Origin of the sequence: Pseudomonas persica, assembly GCF_900291015.1 — a bacterium.
Lineage (GTDB): Bacteria > Pseudomonadota > Gammaproteobacteria > Pseudomonadales > Pseudomonadaceae > Aquipseudomonas.
The window spans coordinates 100131-117210 of record NZ_OLKL01000014.1; the positions used below are offsets into that span (position 1 = coordinate 100131).

Here is a 17080-nt window from a genome sequence, read left to right on the forward strand (position 1 = left end):
CCTTGGTAGTCCTTCCACATTCCCTTATTGCGCTAAATCTCGGTCCTGTAAGGCTTTTCCTTCCGAACGTGCCTTGACGGTGCTGCGGGCGGATTCCTATAGTGTGCGCAAGTGGCAGAAAGTGGGATGAAGTGGGTTTTCTGGCACAAAAAAGCTAACATTGTGGGGAATCGCAGCCGTGTTCCGCGGAGCCAACGCCGTCAGCCTCGATGCCAAGGGTCGTCTCGCCATGCCGAGCCGGTACCGTGACGAGCTCGATTCGCGTTGCAATGGTCAACTGATCGTGACCATCGACGCCGTTGACCCCTGCTTGTGTGTTTATCCCCTCGATGAGTGGGAACAGATAGAAGCCAAGTTGCGTGCCTTGCCATCGTTGCGTGAGGAAAACCGCCGCCTGCAGCGTTTGCTGATCGGTAATGCGGTTGACCTGGAGCTCGATGGCAGTGGGCGTTTCCTGGTGCCGCCCCGTCTGCGTGAGTACGCCAAGCTCGACAAGAAGGCGATGCTGGTGGGGCAGCTGAACAAATTCCAGCTGTGGGATGAGGATGCCTGGAACGCGGTTTCGGCAGCCGACCTTGCAGCTATTCAACAACCGGGCGCCATGCCCGACGAATTGCGTGACCTGATCCTGTGACCATAGATAGCGGCTTCAACCACATTACCGTCCTGCTCGACGAAGCTGTCGAGGCATTGGCCCTGCGCGCCGACGGTTGCTATCTGGACGGCACTTTCGGCCGTGGCGGGCACAGCCGGCTGATTCTCAGCAAGCTCGGGCCGCAAGGGCGGCTGCTGGGCTTCGACAAAGATCCACAGGCGATTGCCACGGGGCAAGCGCTGGCGGCCGAAGACGGCCGCTTTGTCATTGTGCAGCGCAGCTTTGCCGAGCTGGGTGCGGAAGTGGCCGAGCGCGGGCTGCACGGCAAGGTCAGTGGTGTGCTGCTGGACCTGGGCGTGTCTTCGCCACAGCTGGATGACCCCGAGCGCGGGTTCAGCTTCCTCAATGATGGCCCGCTGGACATGCGCATGAACCCGGACCAAGGCATCAGCGCGGCAGAGTTCATCGCCACTGCGCCAGTGGAAGAAATCGCTCGTGTCTTCAAGGAGTACGGCGAGGAACGCTTCGCCGGGCGCATGGCGCGAGCCGTGGTCGAGCGTCGCGAAAAACAGCCGTTCACCCGTACCGCCGACCTAGCAGAAGTGCTCAAGGTGGCCAATCCTGCGTGGGAGAAGGGCAAAAACCCGGCAACCCGTGCCTTCCAGGGGCTTCGCATTCACGTCAACAACGAACTGGGCGACCTTGAGGCCGGCCTTGAGGCCGCACTCGATGCGCTCGAAGTCGGTGGCCGCCTGGCGGTCATCAGCTTCCACTCGCTGGAAGACCGTATCGTCAAACTGTTCATGCGCAAGCTGGTGAAAGGTGAGGCCGACAACCTGCCGCGCAACCTGCCGGTTCAGCACAAGGTCTTCGAGCCGAAAATCAAGCTCATCGGCAAGGCCCAGTTCGCCTCCGAAGCCGAACTCAAGGCCAACCCACGGTCGCGTAGCGCCGTGATGCGCGTGGCGGAGAAACTGCGGTGAGCAGGCTGTTTGCCAAACCCTTGCCAGGCGGAAGCTTCCTGATGCTTCTGCTGTTCGTTGCCGTGCTGATTTCGGCCATCGCCGTGTCCTACAGCGCGCACTGGAACCGTCAGTTGCTCAATACCCTGTACGGGGAATTGAACGAGCGCGACAAGGCCCAGGCCGAGTGGGGCCGGCTGATCCTCGAGCAAAGCACCTGGACCGCCGCCAGTCGCATTGAAAGCCTGGCTTCCGAGCAACTGAAGATGCGCGTACCTTCGGCTGACGAAGTACGGATGGTGGCGCCATGATGAAGCTCGAAGGCGCACTCTACCCGTGGCGCTTCCGCGTTGTGATCGGCTTGCTGGCGCTGATGGTCGGTGCCATTTGCTGGCGCATCATCGACCTGCAGGTGGTCGACCGTGACTTCCTCAAGGGCCAGGGCGATGCGCGCAGCCTGCGTCACATCCCTATCCCGGCGCACCGTGGGCTGATCACCGACCGTAACGGTGAGCCGCTGGCAGTCAGTACCCCGGTCACCACCCTGTGGGCCAACCCCAAGGAAATGCAGGCCTCCAAAGACCGCTGGCCACAGCTGGCCGCAGCGCTGGGGCAGAACCCGCAGCAGTTGGCCGAGCGCCTGACCCAGCAGGCCAGCAAAGAGTTCATCTACCTGGTCCGCGGCCTGACCCCGGAGCAGGGCCAGCATGTGCTCGACCTGAAAGTGCCAGGGGTGTATGGCCTGGAAGAATTCCGCCGCTTCTACCCGGCCGGTGATGTCACCGCGCACATGGTCGGCTTCACTGACCTCGATGACCACGGTCGCGAAGGGGTGGAACTGGCCTATGACGAGTGGCTGGCCGGCGTACCCGGAAAGCGGCAGGTGATCAAGGACCGGCGCGGCAGGCTGATCAAGGACATCCAGGTAACCAAGAACGCCAAGGCAGGGAAGACCTTGGCGTTGTCGATTGACCTGCGCCTGCAGTACCTGGCGACCCGCGAGCTGCGCAACGCCATTGCTGAACAGGACGCCAAGGCCGGCAGCCTGGTGATCATGGACGTCAAGACCGGTGAGGTCCTGGCCATGGTCAACCAGCCGACCTACAACCCCAACAACCGCCGCAGCATGTTCCCGGCCGCCATGCGTAACCGCGCGATCATCGACGTCTTCGAGCCAGGCTCCACGGTCAAGCCGATCTCCATGAGTGCGGCGCTGCAGAGTGGCCGCTGGAAGCCGACTGACAAGGTCGAGGTGTACCCGGGCAGCCTGCAGATCGGCCGCTATACCATCAAGGACGTGTCCAAGAGCGAGGGCCCGATCCTCGACCTGACCGGCATTCTGATCAACTCCAGTAACGTCGGCATGAGCAAGATCGCCTTCGACATCGGCGGCGAGGCCATCTACCGGGTCATGTCTCAGGTCGGCCTGGGCCAGTACACTGGCCTTGGCTTCCCCGGCGAGCGGGTCGGCAACTTGCCCAACCACCGCGAGTGGCGCAAGGCCGAGACTGCGACCCTGTCCTATGGCTATGGCGTTTCGGTGACCGCCCTGCAGTTGGTGCATGCCTACGCGGCGCTGGCCAACGACGGCAAGATGGTGCCGCTGTCGATCCTTAAGGTCGACAAGGCCCCGGAAGCCGTGCAGGCCATTCCGAAGGAAACCGCCGAAACCGTCCAGGGCATGCTGCAGCAGGTGATCGAAGCACCGCGCGGCGTGTTCCGCGCCCAGGTGCCGTTCTACCACGTGGCCGGCAAGTCCGGTACCGCGCGTAAAGCCACCGTGGGCTCCAAGGGCTACACCGAAAACGCCTACCGCTCGCTGTTCGCCGGTTTCGGGCCGATGAGCGACCCGCGTTACGCCATCGTCGTGGTCATCGACGAACCGGGCAAGGGCGGCTACTTCGGTGGCCTGGTTTCGGCGCCGGTGTTCAGCAAGGTCATGTCCGGCACCCTGCGCCTGATGAACGTGCCGCCAGACAACCTGCCGCCACCGGCACCCGCCGAACAATCGCAAGTCAATGCAGCTGCAACCGCCAAGGGAGGGCGTGGATGATGACAATGCCATTGAGCAAGCTTTTCGCTCACGCCAGCCGTGACCCGCTGATCCGTGAGCTGACCCTGGACAGCCGCAATGTGCGCCCGGGCGACCTGTTCCTGGCCGTGCCGGGCGCCAAGGTCGATGGCCGTGAGCATATCGCCGATGCCCTGGCCCGTGGCGCTGCCGCTGTGGCCTATGAGGAACAGGGCGCGAGCGTCCTGCCAATCACCGATGTGCCGCTCATCCCGGTCAAGGGCCTGATCGCCCAGCTTTCGGATATTGCCGGTCGCTTCTATGGCGAACCGAGCCGCCAGCTGAACCTGGTGGGCGTGACCGGTACCAACGGCAAGACCAGCGTCACTCAGCTGGTGGCCCAGGCGCTGGATGTGCTTGGCCAGCGTTGTGGCCTGATCGGCACCCTGGGTACCGGCTTCCATGGTGAGCTGCAGAGCGGCCGCCTGACCACGCCCGACCCGATCGCCGTGCAGTCGACCCTCAACGACCTCAGGAAAGGCGGCGCCAAGGCCGTGGCCATGGAGGTTTCCTCCCATGCCCTGGAGCAGGGGCGTGTCGCTGCGCTGGAGTTCGACATCGCGGTCATGACCAACCTGTCCCGCGACCATCTGGATTACCACGGCAGCATGGAGGCCTACGAGGCCGCCAAGGCCAGGCTGTTCGCCTGGCCGAGCCTGCGTTGCCAGGTGGTCAACCTGGATGATGACTTCGGCCGTCGCCTGGCTGCCGACTTTGCCCGCCGCCCGAGTGCCGACCATATCGAGACCCGGTTGCTCAGCTATAGCCTGGAGAACCCGGAGGCCTCGCTGTTCTGCCGTGAGGCCGTGTTCAGTGACGAAGGCGTGCGCGCCACCCTGGTCACCGCCCAGGGTGAACGTACCCTGCGCAGCCAGTTGCTGGGCCGCTTCAACCTGAGCAACATGCTCGCCGCCGTGGCGACTCTGCTGGCGCTGGACTATGCGCTGGACGAAATCCTCAAGGTCACCCCGCAGCTGCAAGGGCCGGTCGGCCGCATGCAGCGCCTGGGGGGCGGCGACAAGCCGCTGGTGGTGGTCGACTACGCGCACACGCCGGACGCCCTGGAAAAAGTACTCGAAGCCCTGCGCCCGCACGCCCACGGCAAGCTGCTGTGCCTGTTCGGCTGCGGCGGCGACCGTGACCGCGGCAAGCGCCCGCTGATGGCCGAAGTGGCCGAGCGCCTGGCCGACCGCGTACTGGTCACCGACGACAACCCGCGTACTGAGGACCCGCTGCGCATCTTTGACGACATCCGCCCGGGTTTCGCCAAGCCTGCCGAGGTCGAGTTCGTTGCCGGTCGTGGCGAAGCCATCGCGCATCTGATCGCCACCGCTGCTGCCAACGATGTGATCGTACTGGCCGGCAAGGGGCACGAGGATTACCAGGAGATCAATGGCGAGCGCCATGCCTTCTCCGATTTGACCGAGGCCGAAAAGGCACTTGCAGCCTGGGAGGCTCCACATGCTTAAGCCGATGGTACTCAGCCAGCTGGCCACAGCACTCGCTTCACAACTGCGTGGTCAACCAGTCGGTGCCGACGCCACCTTCACCGGCGTCAGCATCGACAGCCGCAGCGTTGGTGCCGGGCAACTGTTCGTCGCCCTGACCGGCCCGCGCTTCGATGGCCACGACTACCTGGCCGATGTAAAGGCCAAGGGCGCTGTTGCGGCGCTGGTCGAGCGTGAAGTGGCCGATGTCGACCTGCCGCAGCTGCTGGTCGCCGATTGCCGCCTGGCCCTCGGCCAGCTTGGCGCGCTGAACCGTGCTGCCTTCGACAAGCCGGTGGTGGCCATCACCGGTTCCAGCGGCAAGACCACGGTCAAGGAGATGCTCGCCAGCATCCTGCGTACCCGTGGCCTGGTGCACGCCACCCGCGGCAACCTGAACAACGACCTCGGCGCGCCGCTGACCCTGCTGGAAATCGCCCCCGAGCACAGTGCCGCGGTGATCGAGCTGGGCGCCTCGCGCATTGGCGAGATCCGCTACACCGTCGGCCTGACCCGGCCTCAGGTGGTCATCATCAACAACGCCGGTACTGCCCACGTTGGCGAGTTCGGCGGCCCGGAAAAGATCGTCGAAGCCAAGGGCGAGATCCTCGAAGGCCTGGGCGAGGGCGGTATCGCCATCCTCAACCTGGACGATAAAGCCTTTGGCATCTGGAAGGCGCGCGCCGGTACGCACAAGGTCTTCAGCTTCGCCCGCAGCAACGCGAATGCTGATTTCCATGCCACGGACATCGGTCGCGATGCCCGTGGTTGCCCGTCGTTCAAGCTGCATGGCGCTGGCGAGGTGGTAGACGTGCAACTCAATGTGCTCGGTGAGCACAACGTCAGCAACGCCCTGGCCGCCGCCGCCGCTGCCCATGCCGTTGGTCTGAGCCTGAGCGGCATCGCCGCCGGGTTGGCTGCCGTGCAACCGGTCAAGGGCCGTACCGTGGCGCAGGTGGCGGCGAACGGTGTGCGGGTGATCGACGACAGTTACAACGCAAATCCCACCTCCATGTGCGCGGCCATTGATATACTCGCCGGCTTTTCCGGACGCACCGTCTTGGTGCTTGGGGATATCGGCGAACTGGGGCAATGGGCGGAAGAAGGCCACCGTCAGGTAGGTGACTACGCGCGTGGCAAGGTCGACGCCCTATACGCAGTGGGTTGCAACATGACGCACGCGGTCAAGGCGTTCGGCGCCAATGGCCACCATTTCGCTACTCAAGCTGAGCTGATCGCCGCGGTTGGCGCCGAGAATGCCAGCGACACCACTATCTTGATCAAGGGCTCGCGCAGCGCTGCGATGGAAAACGTCGTGGCGGCATTGTGCGGTGCCAGCGGGGAGAAACATTAATGCTGCTGCTGTTGGCCGAGTATCTGCAACAGTTCCACAAAGGCTTCGCGGTCTTCCAGTACCTGTCCCTGCGCGGGATTCTGGGTGTGCTGACCGCGTTGTCGCTGGCGCTGTGGCTGGGGCCGTGGATGATCCGTACCCTGCAAATCCGCCAGATCGGCCAGGCCGTGCGTAACGACGGCCCGCAATCGCACCTGTCCAAGTCCGGCACCCCGACCATGGGCGGGGCGCTGATCCTGTCCGCCATCGCCGTCAGCACCCTGCTGTGGGCCGACCTGACCAACCGTTACGTGTGGGTGGTGCTGATCGTTACCCTGGCGTTCGGTGCCATCGGCTGGGTCGACGATTACCGCAAAGTGATCGAAAAGAACTCGCGTGGCCTGCCAAGCCGCTGGAAGTACTTCTGGCAGTCGGTGTTCGGCCTGGCTGCTGCCATCTTCCTGTACAAGACCGCGCCGACCAGCGTCGAAACCACGCTGATCCTGCCCTTCATCAAGGATGTCACCATTCCGCTGGGCATCGGCTTCGTCGTGCTGACCTACTTCGTCATCGTCGGATCGAGCAACGCGGTCAACCTCACCGACGGCCTCGACGGCCTGGCGATCATGCCGACGGTGATGGTTGGCGGCGCCCTGGGCATCTTCTGCTATCTGTCGGGCAACGTGAAGTTCGCCGAATACCTGCTGATCCCTTACGTGCCGGGCTCGGGCGAGCTGATCGTGTTCTGCGGTGCGCTGATCGGTGCCGGCCTGGGCTTCCTGTGGTTCAACACCTACCCGGCGCAGGTGTTCATGGGTGACGTCGGCGCGCTGGCGCTGGGCGCCGCGCTGGGCACCATCGCCGTGATCGTCCGCCAGGAAATCGTGCTGTTCATCATGGGCGGCGTGTTCGTCATGGAAACCCTGTCGGTGGTGATCCAGGTTGCCTCCTTCAAGCTGACCGGCAAGCGCGTGTTCCGTATGGCACCGATCCACCACCACTTTGAACTCAAGGGCTGGCCAGAGCCACGGGTGATCGTCCGCTTCTGGATCATCACCGTGATCCTGGTGCTGATCGGCCTTGCAACCCTGAAACTGAGGTAGATGAGCGTGTCTTTGATCGCTTCCGACCAATTCCGCATCGTTGTCGGCCTCGGCAAGAGCGGCATGTCCCTGGTTCGCTTCCTGGCGAGCCGGGGCATTGCCTTTGCGGTCGCCGACACCCGCGAGCAACCGCCGGAACTGGACGCCCTGCGCCGTGATTACCCGCAGGTGGAAGTGCGCTGTGGTGAACTGGACGTGGACTTCCTGTGCCGCGCCAACGAGTTGTACGTAAGCCCTGGCCTGGCCCTCGCCACCCCGGCCCTGCAACAGGCGGCCGCGCGTGGCGTGAAGCTGTCCGGCGACATCGAACTGTTCGCCCGCTACGCCAAGGCCCCGATCATTGCCATCAGCGGCTCCAACGCCAAGAGCACCGTCACCACCCTGGTTGGCGAAATGGCCGCCAAGGCGGGCAAGCGCGTGGCGGTGGGCGGCAACCTCGGTACCCCGGCGCTGGACCTGCTGGCCGATGATGTCGAGCTGTACGTGCTGGAACTGTCCAGCTTCCAGCTGGAAACCACTGACCAGCTCAACGCCGAAGTGGCCACCGTGCTGAACATCAGCGAAGACCACATGGACCGCTACAGCGGCCTGCCGGCCTACCATCTGGCCAAGCACCGGATCTTCCGTGGCGCCCGCCAGGTTGTGGTCAACCGTCAGGACGCTCTGAGCCGGCCGCTGCCGGTGGAAGGCCGCCCGTACTGGACCTTCGGCCTCAACCAGCCGGACTTCAAGGCCTTCGGCCTGCGCGAAGTGGACGGCGAGAAATACCTGGCGTTCGAGTTCCAGGCGCTGATGCCGGCGCGTGAGCTGAAGATTCGCGGCGCCCACAACCAGAGCAATGCTTTGGCGGCGCTGGCCCTGGGGTACGCTGCCGGCCTGCCGTTCGAACCGATGCTCGAGGCGCTGCGCGAGTTCGCTGGCCTGGCCCACCGTTGCCAGTGGGTGCGCGAGCGCAACGGCGTGAACTGGTACGACGATTCCAAGGCCACCAACGTCGGTGCTGCCCTGGCTGCCATCGAGGGCCTGGGTGCCGATATCGAAGGCAAGCTGGTGCTGATCGCCGGTGGCGATGGCAAGGGCGCCGACTTCGCTGCGCTGCGCGAGCCGGTCCAGCGCTTCTGCCGCGCCGTGGTACTGCTTGGCCGTGATGCCGAGCGTCTGGCCGAAGCCCTTGGCGATGGCGTGCAACTGGTCCGCGTGAAGACCCTCGACGACGCCGTGCAGCAATGCGCCGAACTGGCCCAGGCGGGTGATGCCGTGCTGCTGTCGCCGGCGTGCGCAAGCCTCGACATGTTCAAGAACTTCGAAGAACGTGGGCGCCTGTTCGCCCAGGCAGCGGGAGGCCTTGCATGATCTTCGGCATCCTCAAGCCCTACCCGTCGCCGCTGATCAGCGGCCGTGGCATCGACCTGGACTTTGCGATGCTCGCCGGCTGCCTGGCATTGCTGGGCCTGGGCCTGGTGATGATCACTTCGGCGTCCTCGGAAGTGGCTGCGGTACAGTCGGGCAACCCGCTTTACCACATGTTCCGCCACCTGGTGTACGTGTTCATCGGTCTGGTCGCCTGCGGCGCCACCATGCTGGTGCCGATCGCCACCTGGCAGCGCATGGGCTTCATGATGCTGCTGGGGGCCTTCGGCCTGCTGGTGCTGGTGCTGGTGCCGGGTATCGGCCGCGAAGTGAACGGTTCCATGCGCTGGATCGGCTTCAGCTTCTTCAACGTGCAGCCCTCGGAAATCGCCAAGGTGTTCGTGGTCATCTACCTGGCCGGTTACCTGGTACGCAGGCAGACCGAGGTACGCGAAACCTGGATGGGCTTCTTCAAACCGTTCATCGTGCTGCTGCCCATGGCTGCCCTGCTGCTGATGGAGCCGGACTTCGGTGCCACCGTGGTGATGATGGGCGCGGCGGCGGCCATGCTGTTCCTGGGCGGTGTGGGGCTGTTCCGCTTCAGCCTGATGGTGGTGTTGGCAGTGGTCGCGGTGTTCGTTCTGGTACAGGCACAGCCTTACCGCATGGCGCGGCTGATTACCTTCACCGACCCGTGGTCCGACCAGTTCGGCTCCGGCTACCAGCTGACCCAGGCGCTGATCGCCTTTGGCCGTGGCGAGTGGCTGGGCGTTGGCTTGGGCAACAGTGTGCAGAAGCAGTTCTACCTGCCTGAAGCGCATACCGACTTCGTCTTCTCGGTACTGGCCGAAGAACTCGGCGTGGTTGGCTCGCTGCTGACTATCGCGCTGTTCGTCTTCGTGACTGTGCGTGCCCTGTATATCGGCCTGTGGGCCGAAAAAGCCAAGCAGTTCTTTGCCGCTTATGTCGCCTTCGGGCTGGCGTTCCTGTGGATCGGCCAGTTCCTGATCAACATTGGTGTGAACGTCGGCCTGCTGCCGACCAAGGGCTTGACCCTGCCGTTCCTCAGCTATGGGGGCAGTTCGCTGGTGATCTGCTGTGCCTGTGTGGGCCTGTTGCTGCGTATCGAATGGGAAAGCCGCACGCACCTGGGCAGTGAGGAACACGAATTCAGCGAAAGCGATTTTGCCGAGGAGACCAATCATGGCCGCTGACGGCAAGAATGTATTGATCATGGCGGGCGGCACCGGGGGCCACGTGTTCCCGGCCCTGGCCTGCGCCCGTGAGTTCCAGGCCCGCGGTTACAGCGTGCACTGGCTGGGCACCCCGCGTGGCATCGAGAACGAACTGGTGCCCCAGGCTGGCCTGCCGTTGCACCTGATCAAGGTCAGCGGCCTGCGCGGCAAGAGCAAACTGTCGTTGCTCAAGGCGCCGTTCACCCTGGTCAAGGCCGTGCTGCAGGCGCGGCGCATCATGCGCCAGCTCAAGCCGGTTTGTGTGCTCGGCTTTGGTGGCTACGTGACCGGCCCCGGTGGTGTGGCTGCGCGGCTGTGCGGCGTGCCACTGGTAATCCACGAGCAGAACGCCCGCGCCGGTACCGCCAATCGGTTGCTGGTGCCACTTTCGGCACGGGTTTGCGAAGCTTTCCCGAACACCTTCGAGGCCAGCGACAAACGTCGCACCACTGGCAACCCGGTGCGCCCGGAGCTGTTCATGGACGCGCAACGTGCGCCCCTGGCCGAGCGCCGTGCACACCTGTTGGTGCTCGGTGGCAGCCTGGGTGCGGAACCATTGAACAAATTGTTGCCTAAGGCCCTGTCCGAGGTGCCTGCCGCGCTGCGGCCAGAGGTGTTCCACCAGGCTGGCAAGCAACACGCGCCGATCACCGCCGAGCGCTATCACGAGGCGGGTGTCGAGGCTCAGGTAGAGCCCTTCATCAAGGACATGGCCCAAGCCTATGGCTGGGCCGACATGGTGGTGTGCCGGGCTGGTGCGCTGACCGTCAGTGAGCTGGCGGCAGCGGGCCTGCCTTCGATGCTGGTGCCATTGCCCCACGCGATCGACGACCACCAGACCCACAACGCCCAATATCTGGCCCGGGAAGGCGCTGCCTTCCTGATGCCACAAGCGACAACTGGCGCAGCGCAGCTCGCTGAACGCCTGAACGAGGTGCTGATGCAACCCGAGAAACTCAACGTCATGGCAGGCACCGCACGGCGCCTGGCCAAACCTGCCGCAACCAGCACCGTGGTCGATATCTGCCTGGAGGTGGCCCATGGTTGAGAGCCAGAAAGCCATGCCCCAGCCGAAGATGGGCCGTATCCGCCGTATTCACTTCGTCGGTATCGGCGGCGTAGGCATGTGTGGCATTGCCGAAGTGTTGCTGAACCTGGGCTATGAAGTGTCCGGTTCCGACCTGAAAGCCTCGCCGGTCACCGAGCGCCTGGAATCGTTCGGCGCCCAGATCTTCGTCGGCCACCGCGCCGAGAACGCCGCCACCGCCGATGTGCTTGTGGTGTCGAGTGCCATCAACCCGGCCAACCCGGAAGTCGCCACCGCCCTCGAACGGCGCATTCCGGTGGTGCCGCGTGCCGAGATGCTCGCCGAGCTGATGCGCTACCGCCACGGTGTGGCCGTTGCCGGTACCCACGGCAAGACCACCACCACCAGCCTGCTGGCTTCGGTGTTCGCCGCCGGTGGCCTGGATCCGACTTTCGTCATCGGTGGCCGCCTGACCGCTGCCGGCACCAATGCCCAACTGGGCACCAGCCGCTATCTGATTGCCGAAGCGGACGAGAGCGATGCCAGCTTCCTGCACCTGCAGCCGATGGTGGCCGTGGTTACCAACATCGACGCCGACCACATGGCGACCTACGAAGGTGACTTCAACAAGCTGAAGAAGACCTTCGTCGAGTTCCTGCACAACCTGCCGTTCTACGGCCTGGCCGTGATGTGCCTGGACGACCCGGTAGTGCGCGAGATCCTGCCACAGGTCAAGCGCCCGACCGTGACCTACGGCTTCAGCGACGAGGCCGACATCCGTGCCATCAACGTGCGCCAGATGGGCATGCAGACCCACTTCACCGTGCTGCGCCGTGACCGCGAGCCGCTTGAGGTGTCGGTGAACATGCCCGGCAACCACAACGTGCTCAACGCCTTGGCCACCATCGCCATCGCCACCGACGAAGGCATCACTGACGAGGCCATCGTCCAGGGCCTGTCCGGCTTCCAGGGCGTCGGCCGCCGCTTCCAGGTGTACGGCGAACTGCCGGTCGATGGCGGTAGCGTGATGCTGGTCGACGACTACGGCCACCACCCGACCGAAGTCGCCGCAGTGATCAAGGCTGTGCGCGGTGGCTGGCCAAGCCGTCGCCTGGTGATCGTCTACCAGCCGCACCGCTACAGCCGTACCCGCGACCTGTACGACGATTTTGTCCAGGTGCTGGGCGATGCCAACGTGTTGCTGCTGATGGAGGTCTACCCGGCCGGCGAAGAGCCGATCCCCGGTGCCGACAGCCGCCAGCTGTGCCACAGCATCCGCCAGCGCGGCAAGCTGGACCCGATCTACATCGAACGTGGCGTCGACCTGGCGCCGCTGGTCAAGCCACTGCTGCGCGCTGGCGACATCCTGATCTGCCAGGGTGCCGGTGATGTCGGCGGCCTGGCCCCGCAATTGATGAAAAGCCCGCTGTTCGCTGGCGCCAAGCAGGAGAAGTCGAAATGACCAGCGCCTACGAAAAGCTGCACTCGACCCTGGACGTCAAGGCGTTCGGCCGTGTTGCCGTGCTGTACGGCGGCAAGAGTGCCGAGCGTGAAGTGTCGCTCAAATCCGGCGCCGCAGTGATCGACGCGCTGACCACCGCCGGTGTCGACGTGGTCGCCATCGACGTGGGTGACGACCTGCTCGACCGCCTGCAAAGCGAGAAGATCGACCGCGCCTTCATCATCCTCCACGGTCGTGGCGGTGAAGACGGCAGCATGCAAGGCCTGCTCGAGTGCCTGGGCATCCCCTACACCGGCAGTGGCATCCTTGCCTCGGCACTGGCCATGGACAAGCTGCGCACCAAGCAGGTATGGCAGAGCCTGGGCATTCCGACCCCGCGCCACGCCGTGCTGGCGAGCGAAAGCGATTGTTTGGTGGCCGCTACGGAACTGGGCTTCCCGCTTATCGTCAAACCCGCCCATGAAGGGTCCAGCATCGGCATGGCCAAGGTGAACAGCGCCCAGGAACTGGTCGCCGCCTGGCAGGATGCCGCCAGATACGATTCCCAGGTACTGGTGGAGCAGTGGATCCACGGCCCGGAGTTCACCGTCGCGGTATTGCGCGGCCAGGTGCTACCTCCGATCGCCCTGGGGACGCCGCACGTGTTCTACGACTACGACGCCAAGTACATCGCCAACGATACCCAGTACCGCATTCCGTGCGGCCTGGACAGCGTCAAGGAACAGGAACTGATCGACCTGACCGCGCGCGCCTGCGATGCCATCGGCATCGAAGGCTGGGGGCGGCTGGACGTGATGCAGGACGAGCAGGGCCGGTTCTGGCTGCTCGAAGTCAACACCGCACCCGGCATGACCGACCATAGCCTGGTGCCCATGGCGGCCCGCGCGGCCGGCCTGGACTTCCAGCAACTGGTGCTGGCGATCCTGGCCGAAAGCGTGGCGACGCGAGGTTAACAACCATGCAAGGCGCGATGATACGTCAGCAGCAACCCGTTACCGGCCGTAGCAAGCCGGTGCCGCGTGGTGCCAGCCGGCTGGTGGCCGACGAGCCCGTATCGGCGCGCCTGCCGCGGCCAAGCCTGGGTGGCCTCAAGCGCCTGCTGTGGCCGGTGCTGCTGGTAGCGGCCGGGTTTGGTGCCTACGAGGGCGCCATCCGCCTGATGCCGTACGCCGACCGGCCGATCACCAAGATCGACGTGCAGGGCGACCTCAGCTACATCAGCCAGCAGTCGGTGCAGCAGCGTATCGCGCCCTACGTGGCGGCGAGCTTCTTCAGTGTCGATCTGCCGGCGATGCGCGCAGAGCTCGAACAGATGCCGTGGATCGCGCATGCCGAAGTGCGCCGGGTGTGGCCCGACGAGGTGGTGATCCGCCTGGAAGAACAGTTGCCGGTGGCACGCTGGGGTGACGAAGCCTTGCTCAACAACCAGGGCCAGGCCTTCACCCCGCGCGAACTGGCCAACTACGAGCACCTGCCGCAGCTGGCCGGGCCGCAGCGTGCTCAGCAACAAGTGATGCAGCAGTATCAGGTATTGAGCCAGATGCTGCGCCCCCTGGGCTTTTCCATCGCTCGCCTGGAGCTGCGCGAGCGAGGCAGCTGGTTCCTGACCACGGGCGCGAGCAGCGCCGGGCCGGGCATCGAGCTGCTGCTGGGGCGCGATCATCTGGTGGAGAAGATGCGCCGTTTCATTGCCATTTACGACAAAACACTCAAAGACCAGATCACCACTATCGCCCGCATTGATCTGCGTTACTCCAACGGACTTGCCGTTGGTTGGCGGGAACCGATTGCACCGACGACGGCCCAACCCGCCGTTGCGAAGAATTAGAGAGAGGCAGGACCATGGCAAACGCGCATAGCGGCAAAATGATCGTCGGGCTGGACATCGGCACCTCCAAGGTGGTGGCGCTGGTGGGCGAAGTGGGCGAGGACGGCACCCTGGAAATCGTCGGGATCGGTACCCATCCGTCCCGCGGCCTGAAAAAAGGCGTGGTGGTGAACATCGAGTCCACCGTGCAGTCGATCCAGCGCGCCGTGGAAGAAGCGCAGTTGATGGCCGGCTGCCGCATCCACTCGGCCTTCGTCGGCGTGGCCGGCAACCACATCCGCAGCCTGAACTCCCACGGGATCGTCGCCATCCGCGACCGCGAGGTCAGCCTGGCCGACCTGGAGCGCGTACTCGACGCCGCCCAGGCCGTGGCCATCCCGGCCGACCAGCGCGTGCTGCACACCCTGCCGCAGGACTACGTGATCGACAACCAGGAAGGCGTGCGCGAGCCGCTGGGCATGTCTGGCGTACGTCTGGAAGCCAAGGTCCATGTGGTCACCTGCGCGGTCAACGCGGCGCAGAACATCGAGAAATGCGTACGCCGCTGCGGCCTGGAAATCGACGACATCATCCTTGAGCAGCTGGCTTCGGCCTACTCGGTGCTGACCGACGATGAAAAAGAGCTGGGCGTGTGCCTGGTGGACATCGGTGGCGGCACCACCGACATCGCCATCTTCACCGAGGGCGCGATCCGTCACACTGCGGTGATCCCGATTGCTGGCGACCAGGTGACCAATGACATCGCCATGGCCCTGCGTACCCCTACCCAGTACGCCGAAGAAATCAAGATCCGCTACGCCTGCGCCCTGGCCAAACTGGCTGGTGCGGGCGAGACCATCAAGGTGCCGAGCGTGGGTGATCGCCCACCGCGCGAGCTGTCGCGCCAGGCCCTGGCCGAGGTGGTGGAGCCACGTTACGACGAGCTCTTCACCCTGATCCAGGCCGAACTGCGCCGCAGCGGCTACGAGGACCTGGTGCCGGCCGGCATCGTCCTCACCGGCGGCACCGCGAAGATGGAAGGCGCCGTGGAACTGGCCGAGGAAATTTTCCACATGCCGGTACGCCTGGGCGTGCCGCACAGCGTTCGGGGGCTTAGCGACGTGGTTCGCAACCCGATCTATTCCACCGGCGTGGGCTTGCTCACCTACGGCCTGCAGAAGCAGACCGAAGACCTGCCCCTGACCGGTAACAGCAGCAACAACAGCTATGGCGATGAACCGAAGGCTCCAGTGCTTGAACGCTTCAAGCGCTGGGTCCAGGGCAACTTCTAAGTTTCAAAGCAGTAGTGGTAGGCGCGACAACTAGAGAACTGTAAGGAGAGGGAAAATGTTCGAGCTCGTAGACAACGTCCCGCAAAGCCCGGTCATCAAAGTGATCGGTGTTGGCGGTGGTGGCGGCAATGCCGTCAACCACATGGTCAAGAGCAGCATCGAAGGCGTGGAATTCATCTGCGCCAACACTGATGCTCAGGCGCTGAAGAACATCGGCGCGCGCACCATCCTGCAATTGGGCACTGGCGTGACCAAGGGCCTGGGTGCCGGTGCCAATCCGGAAGTCGGCCGCCAGGCCGCGCTGGAAGACCGTGAGCGCATCGCTGAAGTGCTGCAGGGCACCAACATGGTGTTCATCACCACTGGCATGGGCGGCGGTACCGGTACCGGTGCAGCGCCGATCATCGCCGAAGTGGCCAAGGAAATGGGCATTCTCACCGTTGCCGTGGTGACCCGTCCGTTCCCGTTCGAAGGCCGCAAGCGCATGCAGATCGCCGATGAAGGCATCCGCATGCTGGCTGAAAGCGTCGACTCGTTGATCACCATCCCCAACGAGAAGCTGCTGACCATCCTGGGCAAGGATGCCAGTCTGCTGTCCGCCTTCGCCAAGGCTGACGACGTACTGGCCGGTGCCGTGCGCGGTATCTCCGATATCATCAAGCGCCCGGGCATGATCAACGTCGACTTCGCCGACGTGCGTACCGTGATGGGTGAAATGGGCATGGCCATGATGGGTACTGGCTGCGCCAGCGGCCCGAACCGTGCGCGTGAAGCCACCGAGGCAGCGATCCGCAACCCGCTGCTGGAAGACGTCAACCTGCAGGGCGCCCGCGGCATCCTGGTGAACATCACCGCAGGCCCGGACCTGTCGCTGGGTGAGTACTCCGACGTGGGTAGCATCATCGAAGCCTTCGCCTCCGACCACGCCATGGTCAAGGTCGGCACCGTGATCGACCCGGACATGCGTGACGAACTGCACGTGACCGTAGTGGCCACCGGCCTGGGCGCGCGCATCGAGAAGCCTGTGAAGGTGGTCGACAACACCCTGCAGACTGCCCAGCAGGTGTACGAAGCGTCCAACCCGGCGCCGGTTCGCCAGGAGCAGCCTGCGGTCAACTACCGTGACCTGGAGCGCCCGACCGTAATGCGCAACCAGGCCCATGCAGGTGCTGCAGCAGCCGCTAAACTGAACCCTCAGGATGACCTGGACTACCTCGATATCCCGGCATTCCTGCGTCGTCAGGCTGATTAATGGAATTTATCAGGGGTATAAAGGTGATTGGTATTCATCAAAGGTTGGGTCTGTTATCATCCCCAGCCTTTGTTGATACCTGTTCGCAATTTGCGCTGAAGCGG

The 17080-nt window shown here is 64.2% G+C and carries 15 protein-coding genes; all 15 read left to right on the top strand.

Going from position 1 to position 17080, the window contains the following annotated elements; genetic code table 11:
- Window positions 1-178: 178 nt before the first annotated feature.
- Genes mraZ through ftsZ form a run of 15 tightly spaced genes read left to right on the top strand, consistent with a single transcriptional unit; the run spans window position 179 to window position 16976 of the window.
- Window positions 179-634, top strand: coding sequence for a division/cell wall cluster transcriptional repressor MraZ (gene mraZ / locus FQ664_RS07195; protein WP_004575120.1), 456 nt, complete (start codon window positions 179-181; stop codon window positions 632-634).
- Window positions 631-1578, top strand: coding sequence for a 16S rRNA (cytosine(1402)-N(4))-methyltransferase RsmH (gene rsmH / locus FQ664_RS07200; protein ID WP_085626512.1), 948 nt, complete (start codon window positions 631-633; stop codon window positions 1576-1578). Before mraZ ends, rsmH begins: the two co-directional genes overlap by 4 nt.
- On the top strand, window positions 1575-1868 hold the full coding sequence (gene ftsL, locus FQ664_RS07205; RefSeq protein WP_144171173.1) for a cell division protein FtsL: 294 nt from the start codon (window positions 1575-1577) through the stop codon (window positions 1866-1868). The genes rsmH and ftsL overlap by 4 nt, the downstream gene beginning before the upstream one ends.
- Entirely contained in the window at window positions 1868-3610 is a 1743-nt protein-coding gene (locus FQ664_RS07210; protein ID WP_178090959.1) for a peptidoglycan D,D-transpeptidase FtsI family protein, read from the top strand. The genes ftsL and FQ664_RS07210 overlap by 1 nt, the downstream gene beginning before the upstream one ends.
- A complete protein-coding gene (locus tag FQ664_RS07215) occupies window positions 3607-5097 on the top strand; it encodes a UDP-N-acetylmuramoyl-L-alanyl-D-glutamate--2,6-diaminopimelate ligase (RefSeq protein WP_474707136.1) in 1491 nt (496 codons plus the stop codon). The genes FQ664_RS07210 and FQ664_RS07215 overlap by 4 nt, the downstream gene beginning before the upstream one ends.
- The gene (locus FQ664_RS07220) at window positions 5090-6469 is read left to right on the top strand and encodes a UDP-N-acetylmuramoyl-tripeptide--D-alanyl-D-alanine ligase (RefSeq protein ID WP_144171177.1); all 1380 of its coding nucleotides are present in this window, start codon (window positions 5090-5092) and stop codon (window positions 6467-6469) included. The genes FQ664_RS07215 and FQ664_RS07220 overlap by 8 nt, the downstream gene beginning before the upstream one ends.
- The gene (gene mraY, locus FQ664_RS07225; protein ID WP_023661969.1) at window positions 6469-7551 is read left to right on the top strand and encodes a phospho-N-acetylmuramoyl-pentapeptide-transferase; all 1083 of its coding nucleotides are present in this window, start codon (window positions 6469-6471) and stop codon (window positions 7549-7551) included. Before FQ664_RS07220 ends, mraY begins: the two co-directional genes overlap by 1 nt.
- 6 nt (window positions 7552-7557) lie before the next feature.
- On the top strand, window positions 7558-8904 hold the full coding sequence (gene murD, locus FQ664_RS07230; RefSeq protein WP_144171338.1) for a UDP-N-acetylmuramoyl-L-alanine--D-glutamate ligase: 1347 nt from the start codon (window positions 7558-7560) through the stop codon (window positions 8902-8904).
- The gene (ftsW, locus tag FQ664_RS07235) at window positions 8901-10115 is read left to right on the top strand and encodes a putative lipid II flippase FtsW (RefSeq protein WP_144171179.1); all 1215 of its coding nucleotides are present in this window, start codon (window positions 8901-8903) and stop codon (window positions 10113-10115) included. Before murD ends, ftsW begins: the two co-directional genes overlap by 4 nt.
- The gene (gene murG, locus FQ664_RS07240) at window positions 10105-11184 is read left to right on the top strand and encodes an undecaprenyldiphospho-muramoylpentapeptide beta-N-acetylglucosaminyltransferase (RefSeq protein WP_144171181.1); all 1080 of its coding nucleotides are present in this window, start codon (window positions 10105-10107) and stop codon (window positions 11182-11184) included. Before ftsW ends, murG begins: the two co-directional genes overlap by 11 nt.
- Complete coding sequence (gene murC / locus FQ664_RS07245) at window positions 11177-12625, top strand: UDP-N-acetylmuramate--L-alanine ligase (RefSeq protein WP_144171183.1); 1449 nt, start codon at window positions 11177-11179, stop codon at window positions 12623-12625. The genes murG and murC overlap by 8 nt, the downstream gene beginning before the upstream one ends.
- Complete coding sequence (locus tag FQ664_RS07250) at window positions 12622-13578, top strand: D-alanine--D-alanine ligase (protein ID WP_144171185.1); 957 nt, start codon at window positions 12622-12624, stop codon at window positions 13576-13578. The genes murC and FQ664_RS07250 overlap by 4 nt, the downstream gene beginning before the upstream one ends.
- A 5-nt stretch (window positions 13579-13583) precedes the next feature.
- Window positions 13584-14453 (top strand): cell division protein FtsQ/DivIB, encoded by an 870-nt coding sequence (locus FQ664_RS07255; protein ID WP_012274056.1) that lies wholly within the window; start codon window positions 13584-13586, stop codon window positions 14451-14453.
- A gap of 14 nt (window positions 14454-14467) precedes the next feature.
- Entirely contained in the window at window positions 14468-15724 is a 1257-nt protein-coding gene (gene ftsA / locus FQ664_RS07260) for a cell division protein FtsA (protein ID WP_015271706.1), read from the top strand.
- 55 nt (window positions 15725-15779) lie between these two features.
- Window positions 15780-16976 (top strand): cell division protein FtsZ, encoded by a 1197-nt coding sequence (ftsZ, locus tag FQ664_RS07265; RefSeq protein ID WP_003260772.1) that lies wholly within the window; start codon window positions 15780-15782, stop codon window positions 16974-16976.
- Window positions 16977-17080 lie beyond the last annotated feature (104 nt).